Origin of the sequence: Streptomyces sp. NPDC087300, from assembly GCF_044744425.1 — a bacterium.
Taxonomy (GTDB): Bacteria; Actinomycetota; Actinomycetes; order Streptomycetales; family Streptomycetaceae; genus Streptomyces.
Genome location: NZ_JBIUYI010000007.1, coordinates 101,695 through 125,068 on the forward strand (window position 1 = coordinate 101,695; position 23,374 = coordinate 125,068).

The window sequence follows — 23,374 nt, forward strand, 5'->3', positions numbered from 1 at the left end:
GAGAGTTGATGACCATGGTGGGAATGTTCCCTTCCGCATCGTGACATAACGGGTGGGGCGGGGTGGTCGGCGGGGGCCCCCGCGGGGGCATCCTGGACGGTATGAGCGATCTCGACGGTGACCGCGGCAGTGAACTCGACAGCGAACTCGACGGCGGCCTGAGCGACCCTCAGGCCGCCCGCGCGCACCGGGGCGACGGCTCCCGGGGCGGCGATCCCGACGGTCTCGGCAGGGCGTTGCGCGCCGCCGTGCGCGGCGAGGTGGACCTCTCCGTCACCGCGCGGGCCCTGCACACCATGGACGCCTCCAACTACCGCAGGGTGCCCGCCGCGGTGCTCGCCCCGCGCGACGCCGACGACGTGGCGGCCGCGCTCGCCGTCTGCCGCGAGCGGTCCGTGCCGGTCGTGGCGCGCGGCGCGGGCACCTCGATCGCCGGGCAGGCGACGGGCCTCGGCGTCGTCCTCGACTTCACCCGGCACATGAACGGGCTCCTCTCCCTCGACCCCGGGACCCGTACGGCCGTCGTCCAGCCCGGACTCGTCCTCGACGACCTGCGCGCGGCCGCCGCCCCGCACGGCCTGACCTTCGGCCCCGACCCCTCCACGCACAGCCGCTGCACCCTCGGCGGCATGATCGGCAACAACTCCTGCGGCTCGCACTCGGTGGCCTGGGGCACCACGGCCGACAACGTCCACCGGCTCTCCGTCGTCAGCGGCCGTGGCGAGCCGCTCGACCTCGGCAAGGGCTGGGACGGCGCGCCACAGGGCCTGCGGCCGCTGGTCGAGGGCGACTTGGCGCTCCTGCGCACCGGCTTCCCCGACCTGCCGCGCCGCATCTCCGGATACGCCGTGGACGCCCTGCTCCCCGAGCGCGGCGTCGACCACGCGCGCGCGTTCTGCGGCTCGGAGGGCACGCTCGGCATCCTCACCGAGGCGGTCGTACGCCTCGTCGAAGCACCCCGCGCGCGGGCACTCGCCGTCCTCGGGTACCCCGACGAGAGCGCGGCGGCAGAGGCGGCGGCGGGACTCCTGCCGCACGGCCCGCTGACCGTCGAGGGCATGGCCACCGACCTGGTGCGCGACACCGAGGGGCTGCCCAGGGGCGGCGCCTGGCTCTTCGTGGAGACCGGCGGCGCCGACCGGGCCGAGGCACGCGCGCGTGCGGAGTCGATCGTGCGCGCAGCCGACGTCCTGGACGCCGTGGTCGTCGACGACCCGGCGGGCCAGCGGGCCCTGTGGCGCGTACGCGAGGACGCCAGCGGCACCGCGACCCGGATGCCCGACGGCAGCGAGGCATGGCCCGGCTGGGAGGACTGCGCGGTGCCGCCCGCCCGACTCGGCGCCTATCTGCGGGACTTCAGGACCCTGCTCACCGACCACGGCCTGCGCGGCACCCCGTACGGGCACTTCGGCGACGGCTGCATCCACGTCCGCATCGACTTCGACCTGCTCGGCACGGAGGGCATCGCCCGCTTCCGCCGCTTCTCCGAGGAACTCGCGGGCGTCGTCGTCGCCCACGGCGGCTCCCTCTCCGGCGAACACGGCGACGGACAGGCCCGCGCGGAACTCCTGCCGAGGATGTACGGCCCCGAACTCATCGCACTCTTCGGCCGCGTGAAGGACGTCTGGGACCCGGCGGGGCTGCTCAACCCCGGCATGCTGGTGCGCCCCGACCCGCTGGACGCCAACCTGCGCTTCGCGCCGCTGCCCCGCGAGCCGGTCGACGTGGCGTTCGGCTACCCGCACGACGGCGGCGACTTCTCCGCCGCGGTCCGCCGCTGCGTGGGCGTCGCCAAATGCCGCACCTCGACGCCGACTTCACCCACCGCGGTGATGTGCCCGTCCTTCCGCGCCACGGGCGAGGAGGAACACTCCACGCGCGGCCGCGCCCGGCTCCTGCACGAGATGCTCGCGGGCGAGGTGGTGACCGACGGCTGGCGCTCCACGGAGGTCAGGGACGCGCTCGACCTCTGCCTGTCCTGCAAGGGCTGCCGCTCGGACTGCCCGGTGGGCGTCGACATGGCCACGTACAAGGCGGAGTTCCTGCACCACCACTACGAGGGCAGGCGCAGGCCCGCCGCGCACTACGCGATGGGGTGGCTGCCGCGCTGGCTGCGCGCCGTCGCCCTGACGCGCACGGCCCCGCTCGTCAACGCCCTCGCCCGGATCGGCCCGTTGGCGGCCGTCGGCAAGCGGCTCGGCGGGATCGCGCCGCAGCGGCAGGTGCCCGAGGTGGCGCCGCGCACGTTCCGGCAGTGGTGGCGGCGTACGGGCAAGCGGGCGCCGGGGGCGCCGGACCTGGTGCTCTGGCCCGACACGTTCACCGACCACCTCTCGCCGTCGGTGGGCAGGGCGGCGGTGCGGGTCCTGGAAGCCGCGGGCCTCACCGTCGCGCTGCCGCCGTCGGGCGTCTGCTGCGGCCTGACGTACGTCTCCACGGGCCAGCTCGACGGCGCCCGCGCGGTGCTGCGCCGCACGCTGGACCGGATGGCCCCGCTCCTCGACGCGGGCACCCCCGTCGTCGTACTGGAGCCGAGCTGCGCCGCCGCCCTCCGGACGGACCTCGCCGAACTCCTCGGCGACGACGAGCGCGCCCACCGCCTCGCCGGATCCGTCCGCACCTTCGCCCAGGCCCTCGAGGAACTGGCCCCGGACTGGCAGCCGCCGCACATCGGCCGCCCCGCCGTCGGCCAGACCCACTGCCACCAGCACGCCGTCCTCGGCGACGCGGCCGAGCGGCGGCTGCGCGCGAAGGCGGGCCTGACCGGCGAGCTGAGCGGCGGCTGCTGCGGGCTCGCCGGGAACTTCGGCTTCGAGCGGGGGCATTACGACGTGTCGGTGGCCTGCGCCGAGGAACAGCTGCTGCCCGCCGTGCGCGAGGCGGCCCCCGGCGCGGTGGTCGTCGCCGACGGCTTCTCCTGCCGGACGCAGCTGGACCAGCTGGCCGGGGTGCGGGGCAGGCACCTGGCCGAGATCCTCGCCGAGGGGCTTTCCTAGGGGCTCGGCTAGGGGCTCGCCTAGGGCCCGTCGTCCGGATCAGGCCCTGATCAGGGACCAAAGTCCCTGGTGGAAGGGACCTTTGCGGGCGGCGGCCGGTGTCCGGTTCCGGCAGGATGAGGCTGGTTCATGATCATCTGTCGATGCGTCAGCTGACGTGTGCCCGTGAGAGGTCTGGTTGTGCCCGTGCCGGATGAGCCGAAGGACCCCGAGCAGCGGAAGGCCACCGAAGGGCCCGCGGAACCGGCGGGTCCCGCGGACGGTGCGGGCATCCCCGCCCTGGTCGTACGCAACCGCCACGACGCCATACCGATGGACCTGCTCTTCCGCGGCGACGCGGCAGAACTCCCGAAGTCGCCGGAGTCGCCGAAGTCGTCGAAGCTGTCGAAGGCACAGCACGCGCCGACATCGCAGCGAGCACCTCAGGCCCCACGCGCACCTCAGACCTCACACGCACCTCAGAACCCACACGGGCCGAAGTCGCCGAAGGCGTCAGGGACCCCGGACGAGGGCCGCCGCAGGCCGCTTTCCCCGCCGCGCCCCGACCGTGAACTCGCGGAACGGCGCGGCCCCGCGTGCTCCGGCTGGTGGGCGCTGCTCGTGGCGCTGCTCGCGCTCGGCGGGGCGGCCTGGCTGATCTGGGCGGGCGGGCTGATACCCGTACGGATCACGGACTTCCTGGCCCTGCCCGAACCCCCGTGGCACGGGCTCGTCGGCTGGCAGTGGGCGGCGGTCGGCGGCTGCGGAGTCGTCGCGCTGTTCGCGCTCGGCGGGCTCACCAGGGGACGGGTCGGCAGCGCGTGGACGCTGTCGCTGTTCGGCAGGTACCGGGGGAGCGTGCGGCGCACCGGACTCGTCTGGATCAGCCCGCTGATGCTGCGGCGCCGCGTGGACGTACGGCTGCGGCACTGGCGCAGCGAACCGATGACGGCCGTCGACGCGCAGGGCGTCGAACTGCGGGTGGTCGTCCTGGTGGTGTGGCAGGTCAAGGACGCGGCGCGGGCGCTGCTCACGGTCGACGACCACCTCGCCTATCTGCGCGAGCAGGTGGAGGCGGTGACGGCGCGGGTGGTGTCCCGGCTGCCCGCCGACTCGTTCCGCGAGCCCGCCGACGACGCGCCGACGCTGCGGGACGCCGAGGCGGTCGGCGACGCGCTCGGCGCCACGCTGGCCGCGGAGTGCAGGGCGGTCGGCATCGAGGTGTTCTCGGCGCGGCCCACCCGCGTGGAGTACGCGCCCGAGGTGGCGGCGGCGATGCAGCGCAGGCAGATCGCCGCCATCGACGCCAAACACCGGGACACGGTGCTGACCTCGGTGCTCGACGCGGTGGACGACACCGTGCGGCGCCTCACCGAACGGGGACTCGTCGCACTCGACGACTACGAACGGAAGGCGCTGGTCAAGGACTTGACGGTGGCCTTCTACACGGCGCGGGGGAACGCCGTCGACACCCACTGAGCGGACGGGCGGGGGCCGCCGCGAACCGACCGAGAGAGGCCGAAGTGCAGACACCCCGGTTCACCGAGGAGATACCCGCCGACTGCGGATGCGGCCACTGCGCCGCGCCGCCGTCCACCGCGCCCGAGGGGCCGCGCTGCGGGGTGCGCGGCGCGCTGGTCGCCGCCGTCGGAGCGGCCGTGCTCGTGGGCGCGGCTCCCGGCACCGCGGCCGCCGAACCCGCGCCGAGCCACGCGGGCTGGGACGGCTCGAAGTACTGGTACAAGGACGCGACCGGCTGGTGGCGCTGGACGTCGCACCACGACAAGTACCTGGCGCGGACGGGCAAGCAGGCCACTCACCAGAGCGCTGGGAGGACCCGAGCCCAGTCCCACCGGACGTCAACGTCCGAGCCCGTCTTCCGGGGGCGGCAGGGCTGGGACGCCACGGACCGCGTGTACTGGTACAAGAAGGCCGGGCACTGGTACTGGACCAGCCACCGGGACAAGTACGAGCGCCACACGGGCCGTTCCGGAGGCCACGCGTCGAAGCCCGCGCCCCGCCCGGGAGGTTCGGGCCACGCCTCATCGGGAACCCCGAGCAGGCACGGCACGGAGGCGGCCATCTCGTACGCCATGGCGCACCTCGGCGACCCCTACGTCTGGGGCGGCAACGGCCCGCACGGCTGGGACTGCTCGGGCCTGGTGATGGCCGCCTACCGGCAGGCGGGCGTCAGCCTGCCGCGCGTCGCCGACGCGCAGTACCGTGCGACGCGGTCCATCTCGCGGGGCGAACTGCGCCGCGGTGACCTGGTGTTCTGGAGCAGCAACGGGAGTTCGTCGGGCATCCACCACGTGGCGATCTACCTGGGCGGCGGCCAGTACCTGGAGGCGCCACGGCCGGGCAAGAACGTCCGGGTCTCGTCCTTCGCCTGGTACAACCCGAACATGTACGGCCGGGTGCGCTAGCCGCCCGTGCCGCCCGCGCCACCCGTGATCTCGTGCGCGAGGGCACACAGTTCGCCCAGGGCCGGGTGGCTCGGCGGCCCGTCGCGACGGGCCAGGAACACCGGGACCGGCGGGGCGTCCGTCAGCGGTACGTAGGCGACGCCCGGGTGCGGATGCAGGGCCGCGGTCGCGGTGGTGGTGACACCGACCGCGCGGGACGCGGCGATCGCGGCCAGCCAGTCGTCGGTGTTGGCGACGGTGATCATCGCGGTGGGCCGGTTCTCGGCGGGCCACAGGTCGGGCGTGGTCGTACCGGACACCGTGTTGAGCGCGACCGGCTGATCCGCGAGGTCCCCGAGGGCCAGCCGCCACCGCCCGGCCAGCGGCCCGTCGGCGGGCACGGCGGCCACCCGCGCCTCGGTGTGCAGCAGCTCCGTGACGAGCCCCGGGGTGCCGACCGGCCCGCGGAGCAGCGCGGCGTCGACCGCGCCACGGGCGAGACCGGCGGTGCGGTCGTCGATGCGGAGCAGCTCCAGGGGTACGTCGGGGTGGGCCGCGCGCCAGCGCCTGAGCAGCGGCGTGGTGTACGCGCCCGCGGCCGACCAGGCGTGCCCGAGGCGCAGCGCGCGGCGTACGGAGCGTCCGGCGTCCAGGGCGTCCTCGAAGGCGGCGACGGCGAGGGCGGCCTTGTCGCGGAAGGCGCGGCCTTCGGGGGTGAGCGTCAGATGGTGCGTGGACCGGTCCACCAGGCGCGAGCCGAGGGCGTCCTCAAGGGCGGCGAGGGTGCGGGAGGCGGCGGGCTGGGTGATGCGGAGGCGGGCGGCGGCGCGGGTGATGTTGCCTTCGTCGGCGACGGCGAGGAAACACCGCAGATGCCTGAGCTCCAGACCGCCGGTCCCGGGGCCGGCGGCTCCTCTCTCCACTGTCATGCCTGGGGAGCATAACGGGAGCGCAATCGGCATTTCACGCGCCGGGCGGCGCGCCGTACCTTCGCCATATGGACAGGTCTTGCGTACAGCACCAAAAGGGCCTCACAATCCTGTCGTAGTGCATTGGCTTGGACGGTATGGTCCAGGACAGTGAACTGGCGGCCCTGCTGGAGAAATCCGCCGAACGGAACACACGGCCACATGGCCATACGGCCGCATGGCCACACGGAACACTCAGGAGCGAACGTGTCGCGTACCGATCAGGAGACGGCGGCCGGTGGGCGGGCCGCGCTCGGGCCCGTCGGGCTCGTGCTCGCGGGCGGCGTCTCCGTGCAGTTCGGCGGGGCGATCGCCGTCAGCGTCATGCCGAAGGCCGGGGCGCTCGGCATCGTGGCCCTGCGCCTCGCCTTCGCCGCGCTCGTCCTGCTCATCGTCTGCCGGCCCCGGCTGCGCGGGCACTCGCGGGCGGACTGGGGCACGGTCGTCGCCTTCGGCGTCGCGATGGCGGGCATGAACGGGCTCTTCTACCAGTCCGTCGCCCGCATCCCGATGGGCCCCGCGGTCACCCTCGAAGTCCTCGGCCCCCTCGCGCTCTCCGTCTTCGCCTCCCGCCGTGCGGTCAACTTCGTCTGGGCGGGCCTCGCCCTCTGCGGCGTCTTCCTGCTCGGCGGCGGTGGCGGGTTCAGCGGCCTCGACCCGGCCGGTGTGGCGTACGCGCTCGGGGCGGGTGCGATGTGGGCGACGTACATCGTCTTCAGCGCGCGTACGGGACGGCGCTTTCCGCAGGCCGACGGGCTCGCGCTCGCCATGGTCGTGGCGGCGGTCCTCTTCCTGCCGCTCGGCCTCGCGGAATCGGGCTCGAAGCTGGTCCGTCCCGAGGTGCTCGCGCTCGGTGCGGCGGTGGCGGTCATGTCGTCCGTCCTGCCCTACACGCTCGAACTCCTCGCGCTGCGGCGGCTGCCGGCGTCCACGTTCGCGATCATGATGAGCCTGGAGCCGGCGATCGCGGCGATCGCGGGCTTCCTCATCCTCGGGCAGGCGCTGGCGCTCTCCGAGGCGTTGGCGATCTCGTTGGTCATCGCGGCGAGCATGGGGGCGGTGCGGTCGCAGGTGGGGCGGCGGGGGAGGGTCGCGCCTCCGGCACCGGCGCCGCTCCCGGAGCCGCTCGGCGCGGATCGCTCCCTGTAGGGGCGTTTCCCACCCACCCACCCGTTTCTCCGCGCCGATGGGTGGCCAGTAGGGGCCGGTGGCTCCTGTCGCGCCAGGTGTGCGTCGTGGGGCGGGGCCGCGGCGGTATGTCCGTCCTCGCTATCCCGGTGAGCGGCCACCGTCATGCACCTCGGTACGCCGCCACTTGTGCTCCGGGCAGACATACCGCCGCGTCCCCTCGGGTCTCGCTCGCGGGTGCGGGGCGGTGGGACACCGGGTGGACTAAAGACATCGGCGCAGTCCGGGGTGTATGGAAGCAATCCGCACCGGGGCGCGGTCGCGGGACCGGCTCGACCTACCGCCACGTCCTCTCCGGTCACGCTGTCCGGACGTGTGTGTGGCGCCCCCCACCGGGGCGCGGTCGCGGGACCGGCCCGATCTACCGCTACGTCCCCTCCGGTCACGCTCGCGACTGCGGACCGGGGCGGCGCCGAGTCGGGCCGGGGCAGCGGCGCGGTCCGGGTGTGTGGGCTGCCCCCCCGCCGGGGCGTGGCCGCGGGACCGGCCCGGCACACCGCCGCGTCCCCTCGGGCCGATTCGCGGCTGCGGGCCGGTGGGACACCGGGCGGGACCGGGGGCAGCGGCACGGTCCGGGTGTATGGAGGTCGGCCCCCACCGGGGCGCGGTCGCGCAGCCGTCCTGAGGGGACGTGGGGGTATGTGCGAACGGAGCACAGTGGACACCGAGGCAAGGAAGCAAACCCATTAGCCCCCGCCCCGGGATGGCGAGTACGCACATACCCCCGCGGCCCCGCCCCACAGACGAAGCCCGCGCACCCGCCCCAGCCCCACACCGCCCAAACCAGCAAACCAACCCCAACCGGGCCAGCGACGCGCCCGCACCGGCAACCACCCCCAGCCACACACCCACGCGACCCCCAGGAGCAGACCAACCCCGCCCCACCCCCACCCCCACCCCCGCCAAAACTCATGCAAGCACGCTTGCTTGTTTCCCGGCGCGCTGGCATGCTCCCTGGCACGTCACCGTGCCCCGAGGGGAGCGCCCCGTGTCCGAAGTTCTTTCCGTGTTCCGCGACTTGCGTCACGAGAGTGAGGAACTCGACCGGCTCGTCAGGGAGTTGGCCCACGAACAGTGGGCCCTGGAAACCCCCGCCCCCGGCTGGACCGTCGCGCACCAGGTCGCTCATCTCGCCTGGACCGACCACGCCGCCCTCCTCGCCGCCACCGACCCCACCGCCTTCGGCGACGAAGTCGCCAAGGCCGCCGCCGCCCCCGACACCTTCGTGGACGACGGCGCCGAGGAAGGCGCCGCCCTGCCCCCGGCCACCCTCCTCGCCCACTGGCGCACCGCCCGCGACGACCTCTGGCGCGTCCTCAGTGCGGCCCCCGCCGGCACCCGCATCCCCTGGTACGGGCCACCCATGGCCGCCCCCTCCATGGCCACCGCCCGCCTCATGGAGACCTGGGCCCACGGCCAGGACATCGCCGACGCGCTGGGCGTGACGCGCGAGCCCACCGACCGGCTCCGGCACGTGGTCCACATCGGCGTACGGGCGCGTGACTTCGCGTATGCGGTACGGCAACTACCAGCACCGAAAGCGGAGTTCCGCGTGGAGGTGACCTCGCCGGGGGGCGGGGAGACCTGGGCGTACGGGCCCGAGGACGCACCGCAGCGCGTCACAGGGCCCGCCCTGGACTTCTGCCTCCTCGTCACCCGAAGGGCCCACCGCGCGGACCTCGAAGTACGGGCCGAAGGCCCCGACGCGGACCGCTGGCTGGACATCGCGCAGGCCTTCGCGGGCCCGCCGGGCAAGGGCCGCGCCCCGCGCGGGGGAGCCCGATGACCCCCGCGCCCCTCCGCATCGGCAACGCCTCCGGCTTCTACGGCGACCGCTTCGACGCCATGCGAGAGATGCTCACCGACGGCCCCCTGGACGTCCTCACCGGCGACTACCTCGCCGAGCTGACCATGCTGATCCTCGGCAGGGACCGCCTCAAGGACCCCGGACGCGGCTACGCGAAGACGTTCCTGCGCCAGCTGGAGGAGTGCCTCGGGCTCGCGCACGAGCGGGGCGTACGCATCGTGACCAACGCGGGGGGCCTCAACCCGGCCGGACTGGCGTCGGCGACAAGGGAGTTGGCGGAGCGACTCGGCATCCCCGCCACCGTCGCGTACGTGACGGGGGACGACCTCGCCGCCCGTCACCCCACCGCGCTCACCGCCAACGCCTACCTCGGCGGAGCCGGCATCACGGAGTGCCTGCGGGCGGGCGCGGACATCGTGGTGACGGGCCGCGTCACGGACGCGGCGCTCGTCACGGGCCCGGCCGCCGCGCACTTCGGCTGGTCGCCGGAGGACCACGACAGGCTGGCGGGCGCGGTGGTGGCGGGCCACGTCCTGGAGTGCGGGACCCAGGCCACGGGAGGCAACTACGCGTTCTTCGCGGAGCGGGACCCCCGCGAGCTGCGCCGCCCCGGCTTTCCCCTCGCGGAGATCCACGAGGACGGCTCGGCGGTCATCACGAAGCACGACGGCACGGGCGGGTTCGTGGACGTCGGGACGGTCACCGCGCAGCTGCTGTACGAGACGCAGGGGGCGCGGTACGCGGGCCCGGACGTGACGGCGCGCCTCGACACGGTGCGTCTGGCGCAGGAGGGCAGGGACCGCGTGCGCGTGTCGGGCGTACGGGGCGAGGCGCCGCCGCCGACGCTCAAGGTGGGCCTGAACCGTCTCGGCGGCTTCCGCAACGAAGTGGTGTTCGTGCTGACCGGCCTCGACATCGAGGCCAAGGCGGCGCTGGTGCGGGCGCAGTTGGAAGACGCGTTCGGAAGGGGGAAGTGCCGCCCGGAGGCGGTCACTTGGGACCTCTCACGGACGGATCGGCCGGACGCGGCGACGGAAGAGACGGCGAGCGCCCTGTTGCGACTCGTCGTGCGTGACGCGGACGCGGATGCGGTCGGCCGGGCGCTCAGCGGCGCCGCGATCGAGCTGGCGCTCGGCAGCATCCCCGGCTTCCACGTGACGGCGCCGCCGGGCAAGGGCGCGCCGTACGGGGTGTTCGAGGCGGCGTACGTGGAGCGGGACGAGGTGCCCCACGTGGCGGTCCTGCCGAGCGGCGAACGCAGGCCCGTCGCGGCGGGCGGCGCGCGTGAGGCCAACGACTCGCGCGCTACAGGTGACACGGGCGACCTCCCCGTACCGAAGGCCCCCACCCCACCGCCCCTCCCACCCCCGCTCCCCCCAGGCCCCACCCGCCCCGCCCCCCTCGGCCTGATCGCGGGCGCCCGCAGCGGTGACAAGGGCGGCGACGCCAACCTCGGGGTCTGGGTGCGGACCGACGAGGCGTGGCGGTGGCTCGCGCACGAGCTCACCGTCGACAAGTTGCGTCAACTGCTGCCGGAGACAGCTGACTTGACGATCACCCGGCACGATCTGCCCAATCTGCGCGCGCTGAACTTCGTCGTGGCGGGACTGCTCGGCGAGGGCGTCGCCGCGCAGGCCCGTTTCGATCCGCAGGCCAAGGGCCTGGGGGAGTGGCTGCGCGCCCGCCACCTGGACATACCGGAGGTACTCCTGTGACCGTCCTCGCCTCCGCGCTCGACCCCGCGAGCGCCGAGTACGCCGAGCACCGCGAGGCCATGCTGGCCAGGCTCGACGAGCTCGGCACCGAGCAGGCCAAGGCCCTCGCGGGCGGCGGTGAGAAGTACGTCCAACGCCACTACAAGCGCGGCAAGTTGCTGGCCCGCGAGCGGATCGAGCTGCTGCTCGATCCGGACACGCCGTTCCTGGAGCTGTCGCCGCTGGCCGCCTGGGGCAGTGACTATCCGGTCGGCGCCTCGATGGTCACCGGCATCGGCGTCGTCGAGGGCGTCGAGTGCCTGATCACCGCCAACGACCCGACCGTGCGCGGCGGCGCGAGCAATCCGTGGACGCTGAAGAAGGCGTTCCGCGCGCACGAGATCGGGCACGCCAACCGGCTGCCCTCGATCCACCTCGTGGAGTCCGGCGGGGCCGATCTGCCCTCCCAGAAGGAGATCTTCATCCCGGGAGGTGCCCTGTTCAAGCATCTCACGCAGTCCTCGGCGGCGGGCATCCCCACGGTCGCCGTGGTCTTCGGCAACTCCACGGCGGGCGGCGCGTACGTGCCCGGCATGAGCGACCACGTGATCATGGTCAAGGAACGCGCGAAGGTCTTCCTCGGAGGGCCGCCGCTGGTGAAGATGGCGACCGGCGAGGAGAGCGACGACGAGTCGCTCGGCGGCGCCGAGATGCACGCCCGCACCTCGGGCCTCGCCGACTACCTCGCCGAGGACGAGCGCGACGCGCTGCGCCAGGCCCGCAGGGTCGTGTCACGGCTCAACTGGCGCAAGGCGTACGCCGATCCGGGCCCGGCCGCCGTCCGGCCGCCGAAGTACGCGCAGGACGAGCTGCTCGGCATCGTCCCCGGCGACCTGAAGAGGCCCTTCGACCCGCGCGAGGTGATCGCGCGGATCGTCGACGGCTCGGACTTCGACGAGTTCAAGCCGCTGTACGGGCCGAGCCTGACCACCGGATGGGCCGCGCTGCACGGCCACCCCCTCGGGATCCTCGCCAACGCGCAGGGCGTGCTGTTCAGCGAGGAGTCGCAGAAGGCCGCCCAGTTCATCCAACTGGCCAATCAGCGGGACATCCCGCTGCTCTTCCTGCACAACACCACCGGATACATGGTCGGCAAGGAGTACGAGCAGGGCGGCATCATCAAGCACGGCGCGATGATGATCAACGCGGTCAGCAACTCGCGGGTGCCGCACCTGTCCGTCCTCATGGGCGCCTCCTACGGCGCGGGGCACTACGGCATGTGCGGGCGCGCCTACGACCCGCGCTTCCTGTTCGCCTGGCCGAGCGCCAAGTCCGCGGTGATGGGGCCGCAGCAGCTCGCCGGCGTCCTCTCCATCGTCGCCCGGCAGTCGGCGGCCGCGAAGGGGCAGCCCTACGACGACGAGGCGGACGCCGCGCTGCGCGCCATGGTGGAGCAGCAGATCGAGTCCGAGTCGCTGCCGATGTTCCTGTCCGGGCGGCTCTACGACGACGGGGTCATCGACCCGCGCGACACCCGCACCGTCCTCGGCCTGTGCCTCTCCGCGATCCACACGGCCCCCTACGAGGGCGCGCGCGGCGGCTTCGGCGTCTTCCGGATGTGAGGAACCCCATGACCTCTGAGGAACTCCCCATGATTTCCACGCTGTTGGTGGCCAACCGGGGCGAGATCGCCTGCCGGGTCTTCCGTACCTGCCGGGAGCTGGGCATCTCCACGGTCGCCGTGCACTCGGACGCCGACGCGGACGCCCTGCACGTACGGGAGGCGGACGCGGCCGTACGGCTGCCGGGCGCGGCGCCCGCCGACACGTATCTGCGCGGCGAGCTGATCGTGCGGGCCGCGCGGGCGGCGGGCGCGGACGCCGTGCACCCCGGCTACGGCTTCCTCTCCGAGAACGCGGACTTCGCGCGCGCCGTCCTGGCCGCCGGACTGGTCTGGATCGGGCCGCCGCCCGAGGCGATCGAGGCGATGGCGTCCAAGACGCGCGCCAAGGAGCTGATGGGCGTCGAGCCGCTCAAGGAGGTCACCGAGGCCGATCTGCCGGTCCTGGTGAAGGCGGCCGCGGGCGGCGGCGGGCGCGGGATGCGCGTCGTACGGGAACTGGCCGCGCTGGAAGGGGAGTTGGCGGCCGCGCGGGCGGAGGCGGCGAGCGCGTTCGGGGACGGCGAGGTCTTCGTCGAGCCGTTCGTCGAGGGCGGCAGGCACGTCGAGGTGCAGATCATGGCGGACGCGCACGGCGCGGTGTGGCCGCTCGGCACCCGTGACTGCACGCTCCAGCGCCGCCACCAGAAGGTCGTGGAGGAGTCGCCCGCGCCGGGGCTGCCCCCGGCGCTGGTCGACGAGCTGCACGCGCAGGCCGTGCGGGCCGCGCGGGTCACGGAGTACCGGGGCGCGGGCACCGTGGAGTTCCTCGTGGCGGGCGGCCGCGCGCACTTCCTGGAGATGAACACCCGCCTCCAGGTCGAACACCCCGTCACCGAGGCGGTGTTCGGGATCGACCTGGTGGCGTTGCAGATCCGGATCGCCGAGGGGCGCCCGCTGGAGGGGGAGCCGCCCACCGCGCACGGGCACGCCGTCGAGGCCCGCCTGTACGCCGAGGACCCGGCGGCGGACTGGACCCCGCAGACCGGCACGCTGCACCGCCTGACCGTGCCCGGGGTGCGCCTGGACACCGGGTACGCGGCGGGCGACACCATCGGCGTGCACTACGACGCCATGCTCGCCAAGGCCGTCGCGCACGCCCCCACCCGCGCCGAGGCCGTGCGCAAGCTCGCCGGGGCCCTGGAACGGGCGGCGGTGCACGGCCCGGTGACAAATCGCGACCTGCTCGTACGCTCCCTGCGCCACCCGGAGTTCACCGCCGCCAGGATGGACACCGGCTTCTACGACCGGCACCTCGCCGGCCTCACGGCCGCCGCGCCCGAACCGCACGCCCCGCTGGCCGCCGCGCTCGCCGACGCGCACGGCCGCTCCCGGTTCGGCGGCTGGCGCAACCTCCGCTCGCAGCCGAGCGTCAAGCGCTACCGCGCCGAACCCGGCGGCGCCGAGCACGAGGTCCGCTACGAGCACACCCGGGACGGCCTGACCGCCGAAGGGGTGCGCGTGGTCACCGTGACGTCGGGCCGCGTGGTGCTCGAAGTCGACGGCGTACGGAGGGAGTTCACGGTCGACCGGTACGGCGACGATCGCGTCCACGTCGGCACGCCCCGGGGCGTCACCGTCCTCACCGCGCTGCCCCTGCTCCCCGAGCCCACCGCGCGCCGCGAGCCCGGCTCGCTGCTCGCCCCGATGCCCGGCACCGTCGTCCGCGTCGCCGAAGGGCTCGCCGAGGGCACGCGCGTCACCGCCGGGCAGCCCCTCGTCTGGCTGGAGGCCATGAAGATGGAGCACCGGATCTCCGCTCCCGCCTCCGGCACGCTCACCGTCCTGCACGCCGTCCCCGGCCATCAGGTCGAGGTCGGCGCGCTGCTCGCCGTCGTACAGGAGGAAGAGTCCGTATGAGCACCGCTCGCAGCACCGCCTCTCGCAGCGTCGTCCTGGAGACCGAGGAACACCAGGCCCTGCGCGCCGCCGTCGCGGCCCTCGGCAAGCGCTACGGCCGTACGTACATGACCCGCGTCGTCCAGGAGGACGGCCACCCCGACGAGCTGTGGGCGGACGCCGCGGGGCTCGGCTACCTGGGCGTGAACCTGCCCGAGGAGTACGGCGGCGGAGGCGGCGGCATCGCCGAACTCTCCATCGTGCTTGAGGAGTTGGGCGCCGCGGGCTGCCCGCTCCTGATGATGGTCGTCTCACCGGCGATCTGCGGCACGGTCATCGCCCGCTTCGGTACCGAGGCGCAGAAGCGGGAGTGGCTGCCGGGCCTCGCCGACGGCTCCCGCACGATGGCCTTCGGCATCACCGAACCGGACGCGGGCTCCAACTCGCACCGCATCACCACCACGGCCCGCCGCGACCCCGACTCCGGCGACTGGCTCCTGACCGGCCGCAAGGTCTTCATCTCCGGCGTGGACATCGCCGACGCCACGCTGATCGTCGGCCGCACCTCCGACGCGCGGACCGGCAACCTCAAGCCGTGCCTGTTCATCGTCCCGCGCGACGCCGACGGCTTCCAGCGGCGGCAGATCGACATGGAACTCCAGGCCCCGGAGAAGCAGTTCGAGCTGACCCTCGACGACGTGCGGCTGCCCGCCGACGCGCTCGTCGGCGACGAGGACGCGGGCCTGCTCCAGCTCTTCGCCGGCCTGAACCCCGAACGCGTCATGACCGCCGCCTTCGCCCTCGGCATGGCCCGCTACGCGCTGGGCCGCGCCACCGAGTACGCCAAGGAACGCACCGTCTGGAAGGCCCCCATCGGCGCCCACCAGGCCATCGCGCACCCGCTCGCCCAGTGCCACATCGAGATCGAACTCGCCCGCCTGATGACGCAGAAGGCCGCCAGGCTCTACGACGAGGGCGACGACGCCGGCGCGGGAGAGGCCGCCAACATGGCCAAGCTCGCCGCGGCCGACGCCTGTGTGAAGGCCGTCGACCAGGCCGTGCACACGCTCGGCGGCAACGGACTCACCAAGGAGTTCGGGCTCGCCTCGCTGATCGTGGCCGCGCGGGTGGCCAGGATCGCGCCGGTCAGCAGGGAGATGATCCTCAACTACGTCTCCCACCAGACGCTCGGCCTGCCCAAGTCCTACTGAGGAGCCCCTGCATGAGCGTGTCCGTCTCCTCGCCGGTGCGCGGCGTGCCCACCGTCACCCTCGACCTGCCCGAGCGGCGCAACGCGATCTCGGCGGACCTGCTCGGCGCGCTCGCCGGGACGCTCGGCCGCCTCGGCGAGGACCCCGGCACCCGCGCGATCCTGCTCACCCACACCGGGACGACGTTCTGCGCGGGCGCCGACCTCAAGGACCCGCCGGACCCCGCCGCCTTCGTGGCGCTGCTCCGGCAACTCGTCGAGCTGCCGAAACCGGTCGTCGCCCGGGTGACGGGACACGTACGGGCGGGCGGGCTCGGCCTCCTGGGCGCCTGCGACCTGGCGGTCGCGGGACCCGGCTCCACCTTCGCGTTCAGCGAGGTGCACATCGGCGTCGCGCCCGCCGTGATCTCCATGCCGCTGCTGCCCCGCGTCGACCCGAGCGCCGCGTCCCGCTACTACCTCACGGGGGAGCGCTTCGACGGCGCGGAGGCGGCGCGGATCGGCCTCGTCACGGCGTACGCGGACGACCCCGACAGTACGGTCCAGGCCCTGCTCGACGGGGTGCGGGCGGCGGCGCCCGGTGCCCTGGCCGAGACGAAGAAGCTGCTCACGGCTAAGGTGCTCGACGCATTCGACGACCACTCGGACGCCCTCATCGCCCTGTCCGCGCGGCTCTTCGGCTCCGCCGAGGCCCGGGAGGGGATGGCGGCGTTCTTCGAACGACGGGAGCGCCCATGGGCGTTGTGACCGCCGCCGACCGCGCGCCCAAGCAGGACCGCAGCCGCGCCACGCGCCAGAAGCTCCTGGAGGCCGCGGTGGCCTGTCTCGCCGAGCACGGCTGGGCGGGCTCGACGGTCTCCGTGGTGGCCGAGCGCGCGGGCGTCTCGCGGGGCGCGGCCCAGCACCACTTCCCGACCCGGGAGGACCTCTTCACGGCGGCCGTGGAGTACGTCGCCGAGCAGCGCTCCACCGCGTTGCGGGGGCTGCGGGCGCAGGACAGGGCGGCGGTGGTCGCGGCGCTCGTCGACCTCTACACGGGCCCGCTCTTCCGCGCGGCGCTCCATCTGTGGGTCGCCGCGTCCAACGAGCCCCAACTGGGCTCGCGCGTCACGGAACTCGAATCCCGCGTCGGCCGCGAGACGCACCGCATCGCCGTGGAACTCCTGCACGCGGACGAGTCCCGCGCGGGAGTCAGGGAGACGATCCAGGGGCTGCTGGACATGGCGCGGGGCCTCGGGCTCGCGAACCTGCTGACGGACGACGGGGCGCGCAGGGAGCGGGTGGTGGCGCAGTGGACGGTGCTGGTGGAATCGGCCCTCTAGAGCCTCGCCTCCACCCGGGCAATGCCTCGGAGCCCCGCCCTCGGCCCCGCAGCGCCGACGCCCCGTCCCACCCGCCCGCCCCCTCCCGGCGTGCCCTCACGCCACCGGCTGCTGGGCGCCAACCCGGCGCCGAGCGCGGACCGGACGGGTCACCTGGTGGGCTCTTTCCACGTCGTCGCTGTGCGGAAAGCCGCCGCCACCTCCGAGAGAGCCGGACGGTCGCATGGCTCGTAGCTCAGCATCCGGTCGATCATGCCGCCGAAGGGCACCGGCAGGTCGAACGGGCGTCGCTTGTTGTCGACGATGGCCTGCCGCTGTTCCTCGCGCTCCGCATGGTCCGGGTACTCCATCGCCCTGATGCCAGTGGCAGAGATCAGCAGGGAGGCCCCCAGGGCGTACACGTCGGCCGCTGGGGACGGCGTGGCCGTGCCGGTGGCCAGCACGGCGCGGGAGATCTCGGGGGCCTCGTAGTGGACGAGGCAGCCCGGATACGGAAAGTCGTAGCGGGAGTTGACGGAGCCGCCGTGTGCGAACGCGAGGTCGATGAGGTGGACGCTGCCGCCGTCCACGATCAGGTGGGCGGGTTGCATGTCGCCATGGACCCAGCCGTCACTGTGGAGCCGGTCGAGGGCTTCCGCGCACTGAGCCGCGATTTCGTAGTCGATGGGCGTCTGGGCGCCCTTCCTGCGGTACTCCCAGAGAGGCCAAAGGGCGACTCCGTCGTACCAGGGCTGCACGCTGAACGTGCCTCGGTCCCATGGGCCGTAGGCGATGTGCGGTCTCCCCAGGGCATGCAGGACGGCTGCCTCGCGGGCGGGGGCGAGAACGGCCCTCGGCCGCACGACCGCTTCGACCTCTAGCGGCAACTCCGTGAGTGTGTCAGCCATTGCTGCCCTTCCTGGGGGGGGAATCGGGGAATCGAGAGACGGGAGGCGGGAAAATGGAGGCCGCAGACCGGCCCTCAGCGCGAGGGCCGGTCCGGCGCGGCTCCTAGTAGGGACGTCCGTCGTCGGAGTCGCACTGCGAGACCCTGCCTTCGATGTGCGCCCCATACGTGTCCTCGACGACGAAGCCCGCGTCATGCATCGCGGACTTCGTACAGATCAGCGAGCCAGCAGGACGAGCCCCCCTCTCGGGGTGCGGGTTGTGGTGCAGGAACCTGCCCGCGATGCGGTCGAAGAGCGCTGCGGCGTCCTTGGTGTGCAGGTAGACGCAGTGGATGCCGGTCTAGCGTGAATCACATGACAGCCACGGTCGCGGAGCCGAACGACACCTTGCGCGCCGTCCGTATCGGCATGTGCATGAGCCAAGAGGATCTGGCCCGCGCCCTGCGCCGGGCAGGTGAGGAGATGGGAGATTCCAACGAAGCCAGCAAGCGGTCGTGCTGGTGCAGTCCGGCAACCGGCTCACGGTGCGGAGTCTTCCGGGAGCGTCCAGCAATCCGGACAGTCCGCTCTCCATCGACCTGACGGTGGACCAGTCCGTCGTCACCGGATCGTGGATGGAGCAGACGGCCCCTGGTGGCTACTACCAGGGAGCCCGGTATCACGGGGCCGTCCAGCTGCTGGTGGAGCCGACCGGGCGCAGGATGGCCGGTAAGTGGGTCGGGTTCGGGAAGGACTTCGATGTGAACACCGGACCGTGGGAGCTGCGGCTCATGGATCCTTCTACCGGTAAAGCGGTCCTGGAGCGTTACAGCCGCGCCCCTGAGTAGGGGCGAGGACCGGGGTGGAGACGAGGATGCGAAAGGGCCCGGTCACTTCGAGGAGTGGCCGGGCCCTTCCGCCAGCCGACGGGACTACCTACGCGCGGCTCAGCGCGCGATCTCGTCAAAGCCCTCGATCGCCTGAGGCACACGGGAGGCAGGGCCCACGTAGTGGGCCGAGGGGCGGACAAGCCGACCCGTCCGCTTCTGTTCGAGGATGTGCGCCGACCACCCCGCCGTACGTGCGCACGTGAACATCGACGTGAACATGTGCGCCGGCACCTCGGCGAAGTCGAGGACGATCGCCGCCCAGAACTCCACGTTGGTGGCGAGGACACGGTCGGGCCTGCGGGCGTGCAGCTCGTCCAGGGCCGCCTTCTCCAGCGCCTCGGCGACCTCGAAGCGGGGCGCGCCCAGCTCACGGGCCGTACGGCGCAGCACCCGCGCGCGCGGGTCCTCGGCCCGGTACACCCGGTGCCCGAAGCCCATCAGGCGCTCACCCTTGTCCAGCGCCTGCTTGACGTAGGCGACCGCGTCCCCGGTCCGCTCGATCTCCTCGATCATGCCGAGGACGCGGGACGGCGCCCCGCCGTGCAGCGGCCCGGACATCGCGCCGACGGCCCCGCTGAGCGCCGCCGCCACGTCCGCGCCGGTCGAGGCGATGACGCGGGCGGTGAACGTGGAGGCGTTCATGCCGTGCTCGGCGGCCGAGGTCCAGTACGCGTCGACGGCCTGCACGTGCTTGGGGTCGGGCTCGCCGCGCCACCGCTTCATGAAGCGCTCGACGACGGTCTCCGCCTTGTCGATCTCGCGCTGCGGGACCATCGGCAGGCCCTGGCCGCGGGCGGACTGGGCGACGTACGAAAGGGCCATGACGGCGGCGCGGGCCAGGTCGTCGCGGGCCTGCTGCTCGCTGATGTCGAGCAGCGGGCGCAGCCCCCAGACGGGCGCGAGCATGGCGAGCGCGGACTGGACGTCGACCCGGATGTCACCGGAGTGCACCGGGATGGGGAAGGGCTCGGCCGGCGGCAGACCGGGGTTGAAGGCGCCGTCGACGAGCAGGCCCCACACGTTCCCGAAGGAGACGTGGCCGACCAGATCCTCGATGTCGACGCCCCGGTAGCGGAGGGCGCCGCCCTCCTTGTCCGGTTCGGCGATCTCCGTCTCGAACGCGACGACTCCTTCAAGTCCGGGTACGAAGTCGGACATCAGGCGGCTCCTCGTGATGTGTTCGACAAGATGGTTTCGAGAGATGGGGTGCGATCAGCTCGTGACCATGTGTCAAAAATGGGCAATTTCGCTCCGGTTCCACGGTCGTGTGCGTCAATTTCGCTGACTCGCGGTCCGGAACGGTCATTCCCGTGATGCCCCGTGAGGCTGGTGGTCACCCAACCGATTCGGCAGCAGGACGATATACCTCGGTGCCACCTTTGGCGATGGAATGCGGCACTCAGTGCCACACGTCACCTCTTCATGGCGCAGTGCGCCCCGTCGAGCGCCCCTTCGTATACGGCAGGATGACCGCGTGACCGACTCCCGTTCCCCTGTTCCTGAACCGGCCGACATGCGCGAGCAGTACGTCACCGGCGGGCTCGCCGAAGCGGGTCTGTCCGCCGATCCCCTGGAGCAGTTCGCGCTCTGGTTCAAGGAGGCGGCCCGCGACGTGGACGCCGTCCACGAGCCCAACGCGATGGTCGTCTCCACGGCCGACGCCGAGGGCAGGCCCAGCTCCCGCACGGTGCTCCTGAAGGGCTTCGACGAGCGCGGCTTCGTCTTCTTCACCAACTACGAGTCCCGCAAGGCCCGCGAGCTGGCCGCCAACCCGTACGTCTCGCTGCTCTTCCCCTGGCACCCGATGGCCCGCCAGGTCATCGTCTCGGGCACGGCGGCGCGGGTGGGCCGCGAGGAGACCGTCGCCTACTTCCGCACCCGCCCGCACGGCTCCCAGCTCGGCGCCTGGGCCAGCGCCCAGTCCTCCGTACTCACCTCACGCGCCGAACTGGACCGCGCCTACGCGGATTTGGCCGCACGCTACCCGGAGGGCGCACAGGTCCCGGTCCCCCCGCACTGGGGCGGCTTCCGGGTGACCCCGACAGCGGTGGAGTTCTGGCAGGGCCGCAGAGACCGCCTCCACGACCGCCTCAGGTACGCACGCACGGAGGAGGGCGGGGGCGGCTGGCGCATCGAGCGCCTGAGCCCGTGATGTCACGTCCGGTGCCGAGGGCGACGGTTTTCAGCCCGTCCGGCGTTTGAGGACGAGTAGGCCGCAGGCCACGAATCCCTGCTCAAGCACGGCGCAGCTACCCCGTCAGGACCCCGTCCAGAAACGGTTCGATCGCCGCCCGCCACGCCTCCGGCTGGTCGTAGTGGACCAGGTGCCCCGCGTCCGCCACCTCCGCGTACTCCCCGCGGGGCAGCACGCGGACCATCTCCTGGGACTCGGCGCGGCCCAGCTCGCCGTCCAGGCCGCGGACGACCAGGGTGGGGCAGCGGACCTGGATCAGCTCCTCCCAGTGCGCGTCGTGCACCCACGTCTCGCGGGACTTGAGCATCTGGGCGCGGTCGAAGACGGGCCGCCAGCCGTCCGGGCCCTCGGCCATCACCTCGGCGAAGAACTCGCCGCGCGCGGGGTTGGGGCGCTCCACCCAGGGATCGTCCTCGCCGAACCACTTCCGTACGTCGGCGAGCGTGGCGAAGGGCACGGGCCAGGACTTGAACCAGTCGGCCCACTCGCGCTGCGAGGCGGCGCCGAGCGCGGAGGCCCGCATGTCGCAGATGATCAGGCCCCGGACGAGGTCGGGCCGGCGCGCGGCGAGCTGCCAGGCGGTGAGCGCGCCCATGGAGTGGCCGATGAGCACGGCGGGCGCGAGGCCGAGCTGGACGAGGGCGGCCTCGGCGTCGTCCACGTAGGCGTCGCGGCTGTAGGGGCCCTCGGGGGGCTTCTCGCTCTGTCCGTGGCCGCGCTGGTCGAGGGCGACCGCGCGATGGCGCTCGGAGAGCCAGCGGGCGGTGCCCGCCCAGTGGGAGGCGCGGCCCATGAGGCCGTGCAGTAACAGCACCCCGCCGGGCGAGGACTCGGCCTCCCTGAGCTTGGGAGGGTCGGCGTACTCCCAGGCGGCGAGGCGTACGCCACCCGCGCCCGTCACGTCGATGCGCCGCACCATGATTCCTGGCACCCCCCTTGATTCCGCTCGGGATCCACGCCTGGTCCTGCCTCACACCCCCGCACGCTATCGAACTCCTTTTCGAAAGCGACCGGATCGGCGATAACACCCCTCGTTCGGGTGACCGGCCTCAAGGATTGGCCGCCGCTGCCGAGGGGAGATCTTCATCGGGGGGCGGGCCGTTCGGGGAAACCGGTCCGAGGGGAATGACCTTGAGAGCTCGGGGCTCCAGGTCAGCACAGGGGAGGACAGGCCCCGGCGCTCAAGGGCGCCGGGGCCCTCTGCTGGTCCGCGGGTGGTACGGGACCGCCCACCGGGCGGACGTACGCGCTCACCAGACGGGCACATCCTCCTGCCCCCTCTCCGGCCGCACGGCCAGACCTGGCGCCGACGCGGTCAAGAGCCCTCAGGTCATATGCCTCTCGCGACAGCCTTGCACGCAAAACGCTCGGGCGCTGCGATTCCGCACACTGAATCTTGGACTCCGATAGATCTCGTGGAGATTCCGGGAGACCGCCAACTTCCCCTTCCGTAACGGAAGTTGACCTCAGTGCCCGCATCCGGCGACGTACGCCCCAACGTACGGCGACCGCCGCCCGATGCGGAACGCTCAGCGCTTGGCGACGAAGACGTGCGAAGCGATCTCCGAGGCCAGCTCCGCGGCCTCACCGCTGCTGCCCACGAGCACACCGCCCGCGGACTCCGTCACGCTCACCACGGAGCCGGGCTGCACGCCCGCGCGCCGCAGCGTGTACATCAGCTGCGCGTCCGTCTGGATCGGCTCACCGATCCTGCGGACGACGACGGTCTTGCCCTCGGTGCCCGGATCGAGATCCGTCAGCGAGACCATGCCCTCGTCGAGGAACGGGTCCGCGCCGTCCTTCTCGCCCAGCTCCTCCAGGCCCGGGATCGGATTGCCGTACGGCGACTCGGTGGGGTGGCGGAGCAGCTCCAGGACGCGGCGCTCGACCGCCTCGCTCATCACGTGCTCCCATCGGCACGCCTCGGCGTGCACCTGCTCCCACTCCAGCCCGATCACGTCGACGAGCAGGCACTCCGCGAGGCGGTGCTTGCGCATCACGCGGGTGGCCAGGCGGCGGCCCTCCTCCGTGAGCTCCAGGTGACGGTCGCTCGCGACCGCCACCAGGCCGTCGCGCTCCATGCGCGCCACGGTCTGGCTCACCGTCGGTCCGCTCTGGTCCAGCCGCTCGGCGATCCGGGCGCGCATGGGGACCACACCTTCCTCCTCCAGTTCGAGGATGGTGCGCAAATACATCTCAGTGGTGTCAATCAGCCCCGACATGGGTGCCCCTCAGAATTCGCTCGTGCGCTGGCCCTGCCCTCAATTCTGACGCATACCACTGACAACCGTGCCGCGCCGGTGGAATTCCCGCCGCTGGCGGGCCTGGGACAGTGTTGACAGGGCACAGGTCCAGA

18 protein-coding genes are annotated in these 23,374 nt (G+C 72.9%); 13 read left to right on the forward strand and 5 right to left on the reverse strand.

Annotated features, from left to right (window positions below; genetic code table 11):
* The first annotated feature begins 101 nt into the window (after positions 1-101).
* From ACIO9J_RS28835 to ACIO9J_RS28845, 3 genes are all read left to right on the forward strand, one after another.
* Positions 102-2,996, forward strand: coding sequence for an FAD-binding and (Fe-S)-binding domain-containing protein (locus tag ACIO9J_RS28835; protein WP_402005715.1), 2,895 nt, complete (start codon positions 102-104; stop codon positions 2,994-2,996).
* A 186-nt stretch (positions 2,997-3,182) separates the two neighbouring features.
* Positions 3,183-4,454 carry an SPFH domain-containing protein gene (locus ACIO9J_RS28840; protein WP_402005718.1) on the forward strand — a complete coding sequence of 424 codons (1,272 nt, stop codon included), beginning with the start codon at positions 3,183-3,185 and terminating at the stop codon, positions 4,452-4,454.
* A gap of 44 nt (positions 4,455-4,498) precedes the next feature.
* Positions 4,499-5,401 (forward strand): C40 family peptidase, encoded by a 903-nt coding sequence (locus ACIO9J_RS28845; RefSeq protein WP_402005721.1) that lies wholly within the window; start codon positions 4,499-4,501, stop codon positions 5,399-5,401.
* Here the strand turns inward: ACIO9J_RS28845 and ACIO9J_RS28850 are convergent.
* Positions 5,398-6,309 (reverse strand): LysR family transcriptional regulator, encoded by a 912-nt coding sequence (locus ACIO9J_RS28850; RefSeq protein ID WP_402005724.1) that lies wholly within the window; start codon positions 6,307-6,309, stop codon positions 5,398-5,400. The genes ACIO9J_RS28845 and ACIO9J_RS28850 overlap by 4 nt on opposite strands.
* A gap of 246 nt (positions 6,310-6,555) precedes the next feature.
* Between ACIO9J_RS28850 and ACIO9J_RS28855 the strand changes: the two genes are divergently transcribed.
* From ACIO9J_RS28855 to ACIO9J_RS28890, 8 genes are all read left to right on the forward strand, one after another.
* Positions 6,556-7,497: an EamA family transporter gene (locus ACIO9J_RS28855; RefSeq protein ID WP_402005727.1), complete on the forward strand. Its 942-nt coding sequence runs from the start codon at positions 6,556-6,558 to the stop codon at positions 7,495-7,497.
* A gap of 1,027 nt (positions 7,498-8,524) precedes the next feature.
* Positions 8,525-9,322, forward strand: a complete 798-nt coding sequence (locus tag ACIO9J_RS28860) for a TIGR03084 family metal-binding protein (RefSeq protein WP_402005730.1) — start codon at positions 8,525-8,527, stop codon at positions 9,320-9,322.
* Positions 9,319-11,058: an acyclic terpene utilization AtuA family protein gene (locus ACIO9J_RS28865; protein WP_402005733.1), complete on the forward strand. Its 1,740-nt coding sequence runs from the start codon at positions 9,319-9,321 to the stop codon at positions 11,056-11,058. Before ACIO9J_RS28860 ends, ACIO9J_RS28865 begins: the two co-directional genes overlap by 4 nt.
* Positions 11,055-12,659: an acyl-CoA carboxylase subunit beta gene (locus tag ACIO9J_RS28870; protein ID WP_402005736.1), complete on the forward strand. Its 1,605-nt coding sequence runs from the start codon at positions 11,055-11,057 to the stop codon at positions 12,657-12,659. Before ACIO9J_RS28865 ends, ACIO9J_RS28870 begins: the two co-directional genes overlap by 4 nt.
* A 29-nt stretch (positions 12,660-12,688) precedes the next feature.
* Entirely contained in the window at positions 12,689-14,557 is a 1,869-nt protein-coding gene (locus ACIO9J_RS28875; RefSeq protein ID WP_402005739.1) for an acetyl/propionyl/methylcrotonyl-CoA carboxylase subunit alpha, read from the forward strand.
* The gene (locus ACIO9J_RS28880) at positions 14,554-15,747 is read left to right on the forward strand and encodes an acyl-CoA dehydrogenase family protein (protein ID WP_402005742.1); all 1,194 of its coding nucleotides are present in this window, start codon (positions 14,554-14,556) and stop codon (positions 15,745-15,747) included. Before ACIO9J_RS28875 ends, ACIO9J_RS28880 begins: the two co-directional genes overlap by 4 nt.
* A gap of 11 nt (positions 15,748-15,758) precedes the next feature.
* Positions 15,759-16,493: an enoyl-CoA hydratase family protein gene (locus ACIO9J_RS28885; protein ID WP_402005745.1), complete on the forward strand. Its 735-nt coding sequence runs from the start codon at positions 15,759-15,761 to the stop codon at positions 16,491-16,493.
* A complete protein-coding gene (locus ACIO9J_RS28890; protein ID WP_402005748.1) occupies positions 16,481-17,068 on the forward strand; it encodes a TetR/AcrR family transcriptional regulator in 588 nt (195 codons plus the stop codon). The genes ACIO9J_RS28885 and ACIO9J_RS28890 overlap by 13 nt, the downstream gene beginning before the upstream one ends.
* Positions 17,069-17,217: 149 nt before the next feature.
* Here ACIO9J_RS28890 and ACIO9J_RS28895 read toward each other — a convergent pair whose 3' ends face one another.
* Positions 17,218-17,955, reverse strand: coding sequence for a protein kinase (locus ACIO9J_RS28895; RefSeq protein ID WP_402005751.1), 738 nt, complete (start codon positions 17,953-17,955; stop codon positions 17,218-17,220).
* 494 nt (positions 17,956-18,449) lie between these two features.
* Between ACIO9J_RS28895 and ACIO9J_RS28900 the strand changes: the two genes are divergently transcribed.
* Positions 18,450-18,782 (forward strand): DNA-binding protein, encoded by a 333-nt coding sequence (locus ACIO9J_RS28900; protein ID WP_402005754.1) that lies wholly within the window; start codon positions 18,450-18,452, stop codon positions 18,780-18,782.
* Positions 18,783-18,881: 99 nt separating this feature from the next.
* Here ACIO9J_RS28900 and ACIO9J_RS28905 read toward each other — a convergent pair whose 3' ends face one another.
* Entirely contained in the window at positions 18,882-19,982 is a 1,101-nt protein-coding gene (locus ACIO9J_RS28905) for a citrate synthase 2 (RefSeq protein WP_402005757.1), read from the reverse strand.
* Positions 19,983-20,337: 355 nt separating this feature from the next.
* Between ACIO9J_RS28905 and pdxH the strand changes: the two genes are divergently transcribed.
* Positions 20,338-20,976, forward strand: coding sequence for a pyridoxamine 5'-phosphate oxidase (gene pdxH / locus ACIO9J_RS28910; RefSeq protein WP_402006801.1), 639 nt, complete (start codon positions 20,338-20,340; stop codon positions 20,974-20,976).
* A 97-nt stretch (positions 20,977-21,073) separates the two neighbouring features.
* On the opposite strand, the gene ACIO9J_RS28915 is transcribed toward pdxH, so the two are convergent.
* Together ACIO9J_RS28915 and ACIO9J_RS28920 are read right to left on the reverse strand one after the other, a co-directional pair.
* Complete coding sequence (locus ACIO9J_RS28915) at positions 21,074-21,937, reverse strand: alpha/beta fold hydrolase (RefSeq protein ID WP_402005760.1); 864 nt, start codon at positions 21,935-21,937, stop codon at positions 21,074-21,076.
* Between the two features lie 610 nt (positions 21,938-22,547).
* The gene (locus ACIO9J_RS28920) at positions 22,548-23,240 is read right to left on the reverse strand and encodes a metal-dependent transcriptional regulator (RefSeq protein WP_402005763.1); all 693 of its coding nucleotides are present in this window, start codon (positions 23,238-23,240) and stop codon (positions 22,548-22,550) included.
* Between the last annotated feature and the right edge of the window lie 134 nt (positions 23,241-23,374).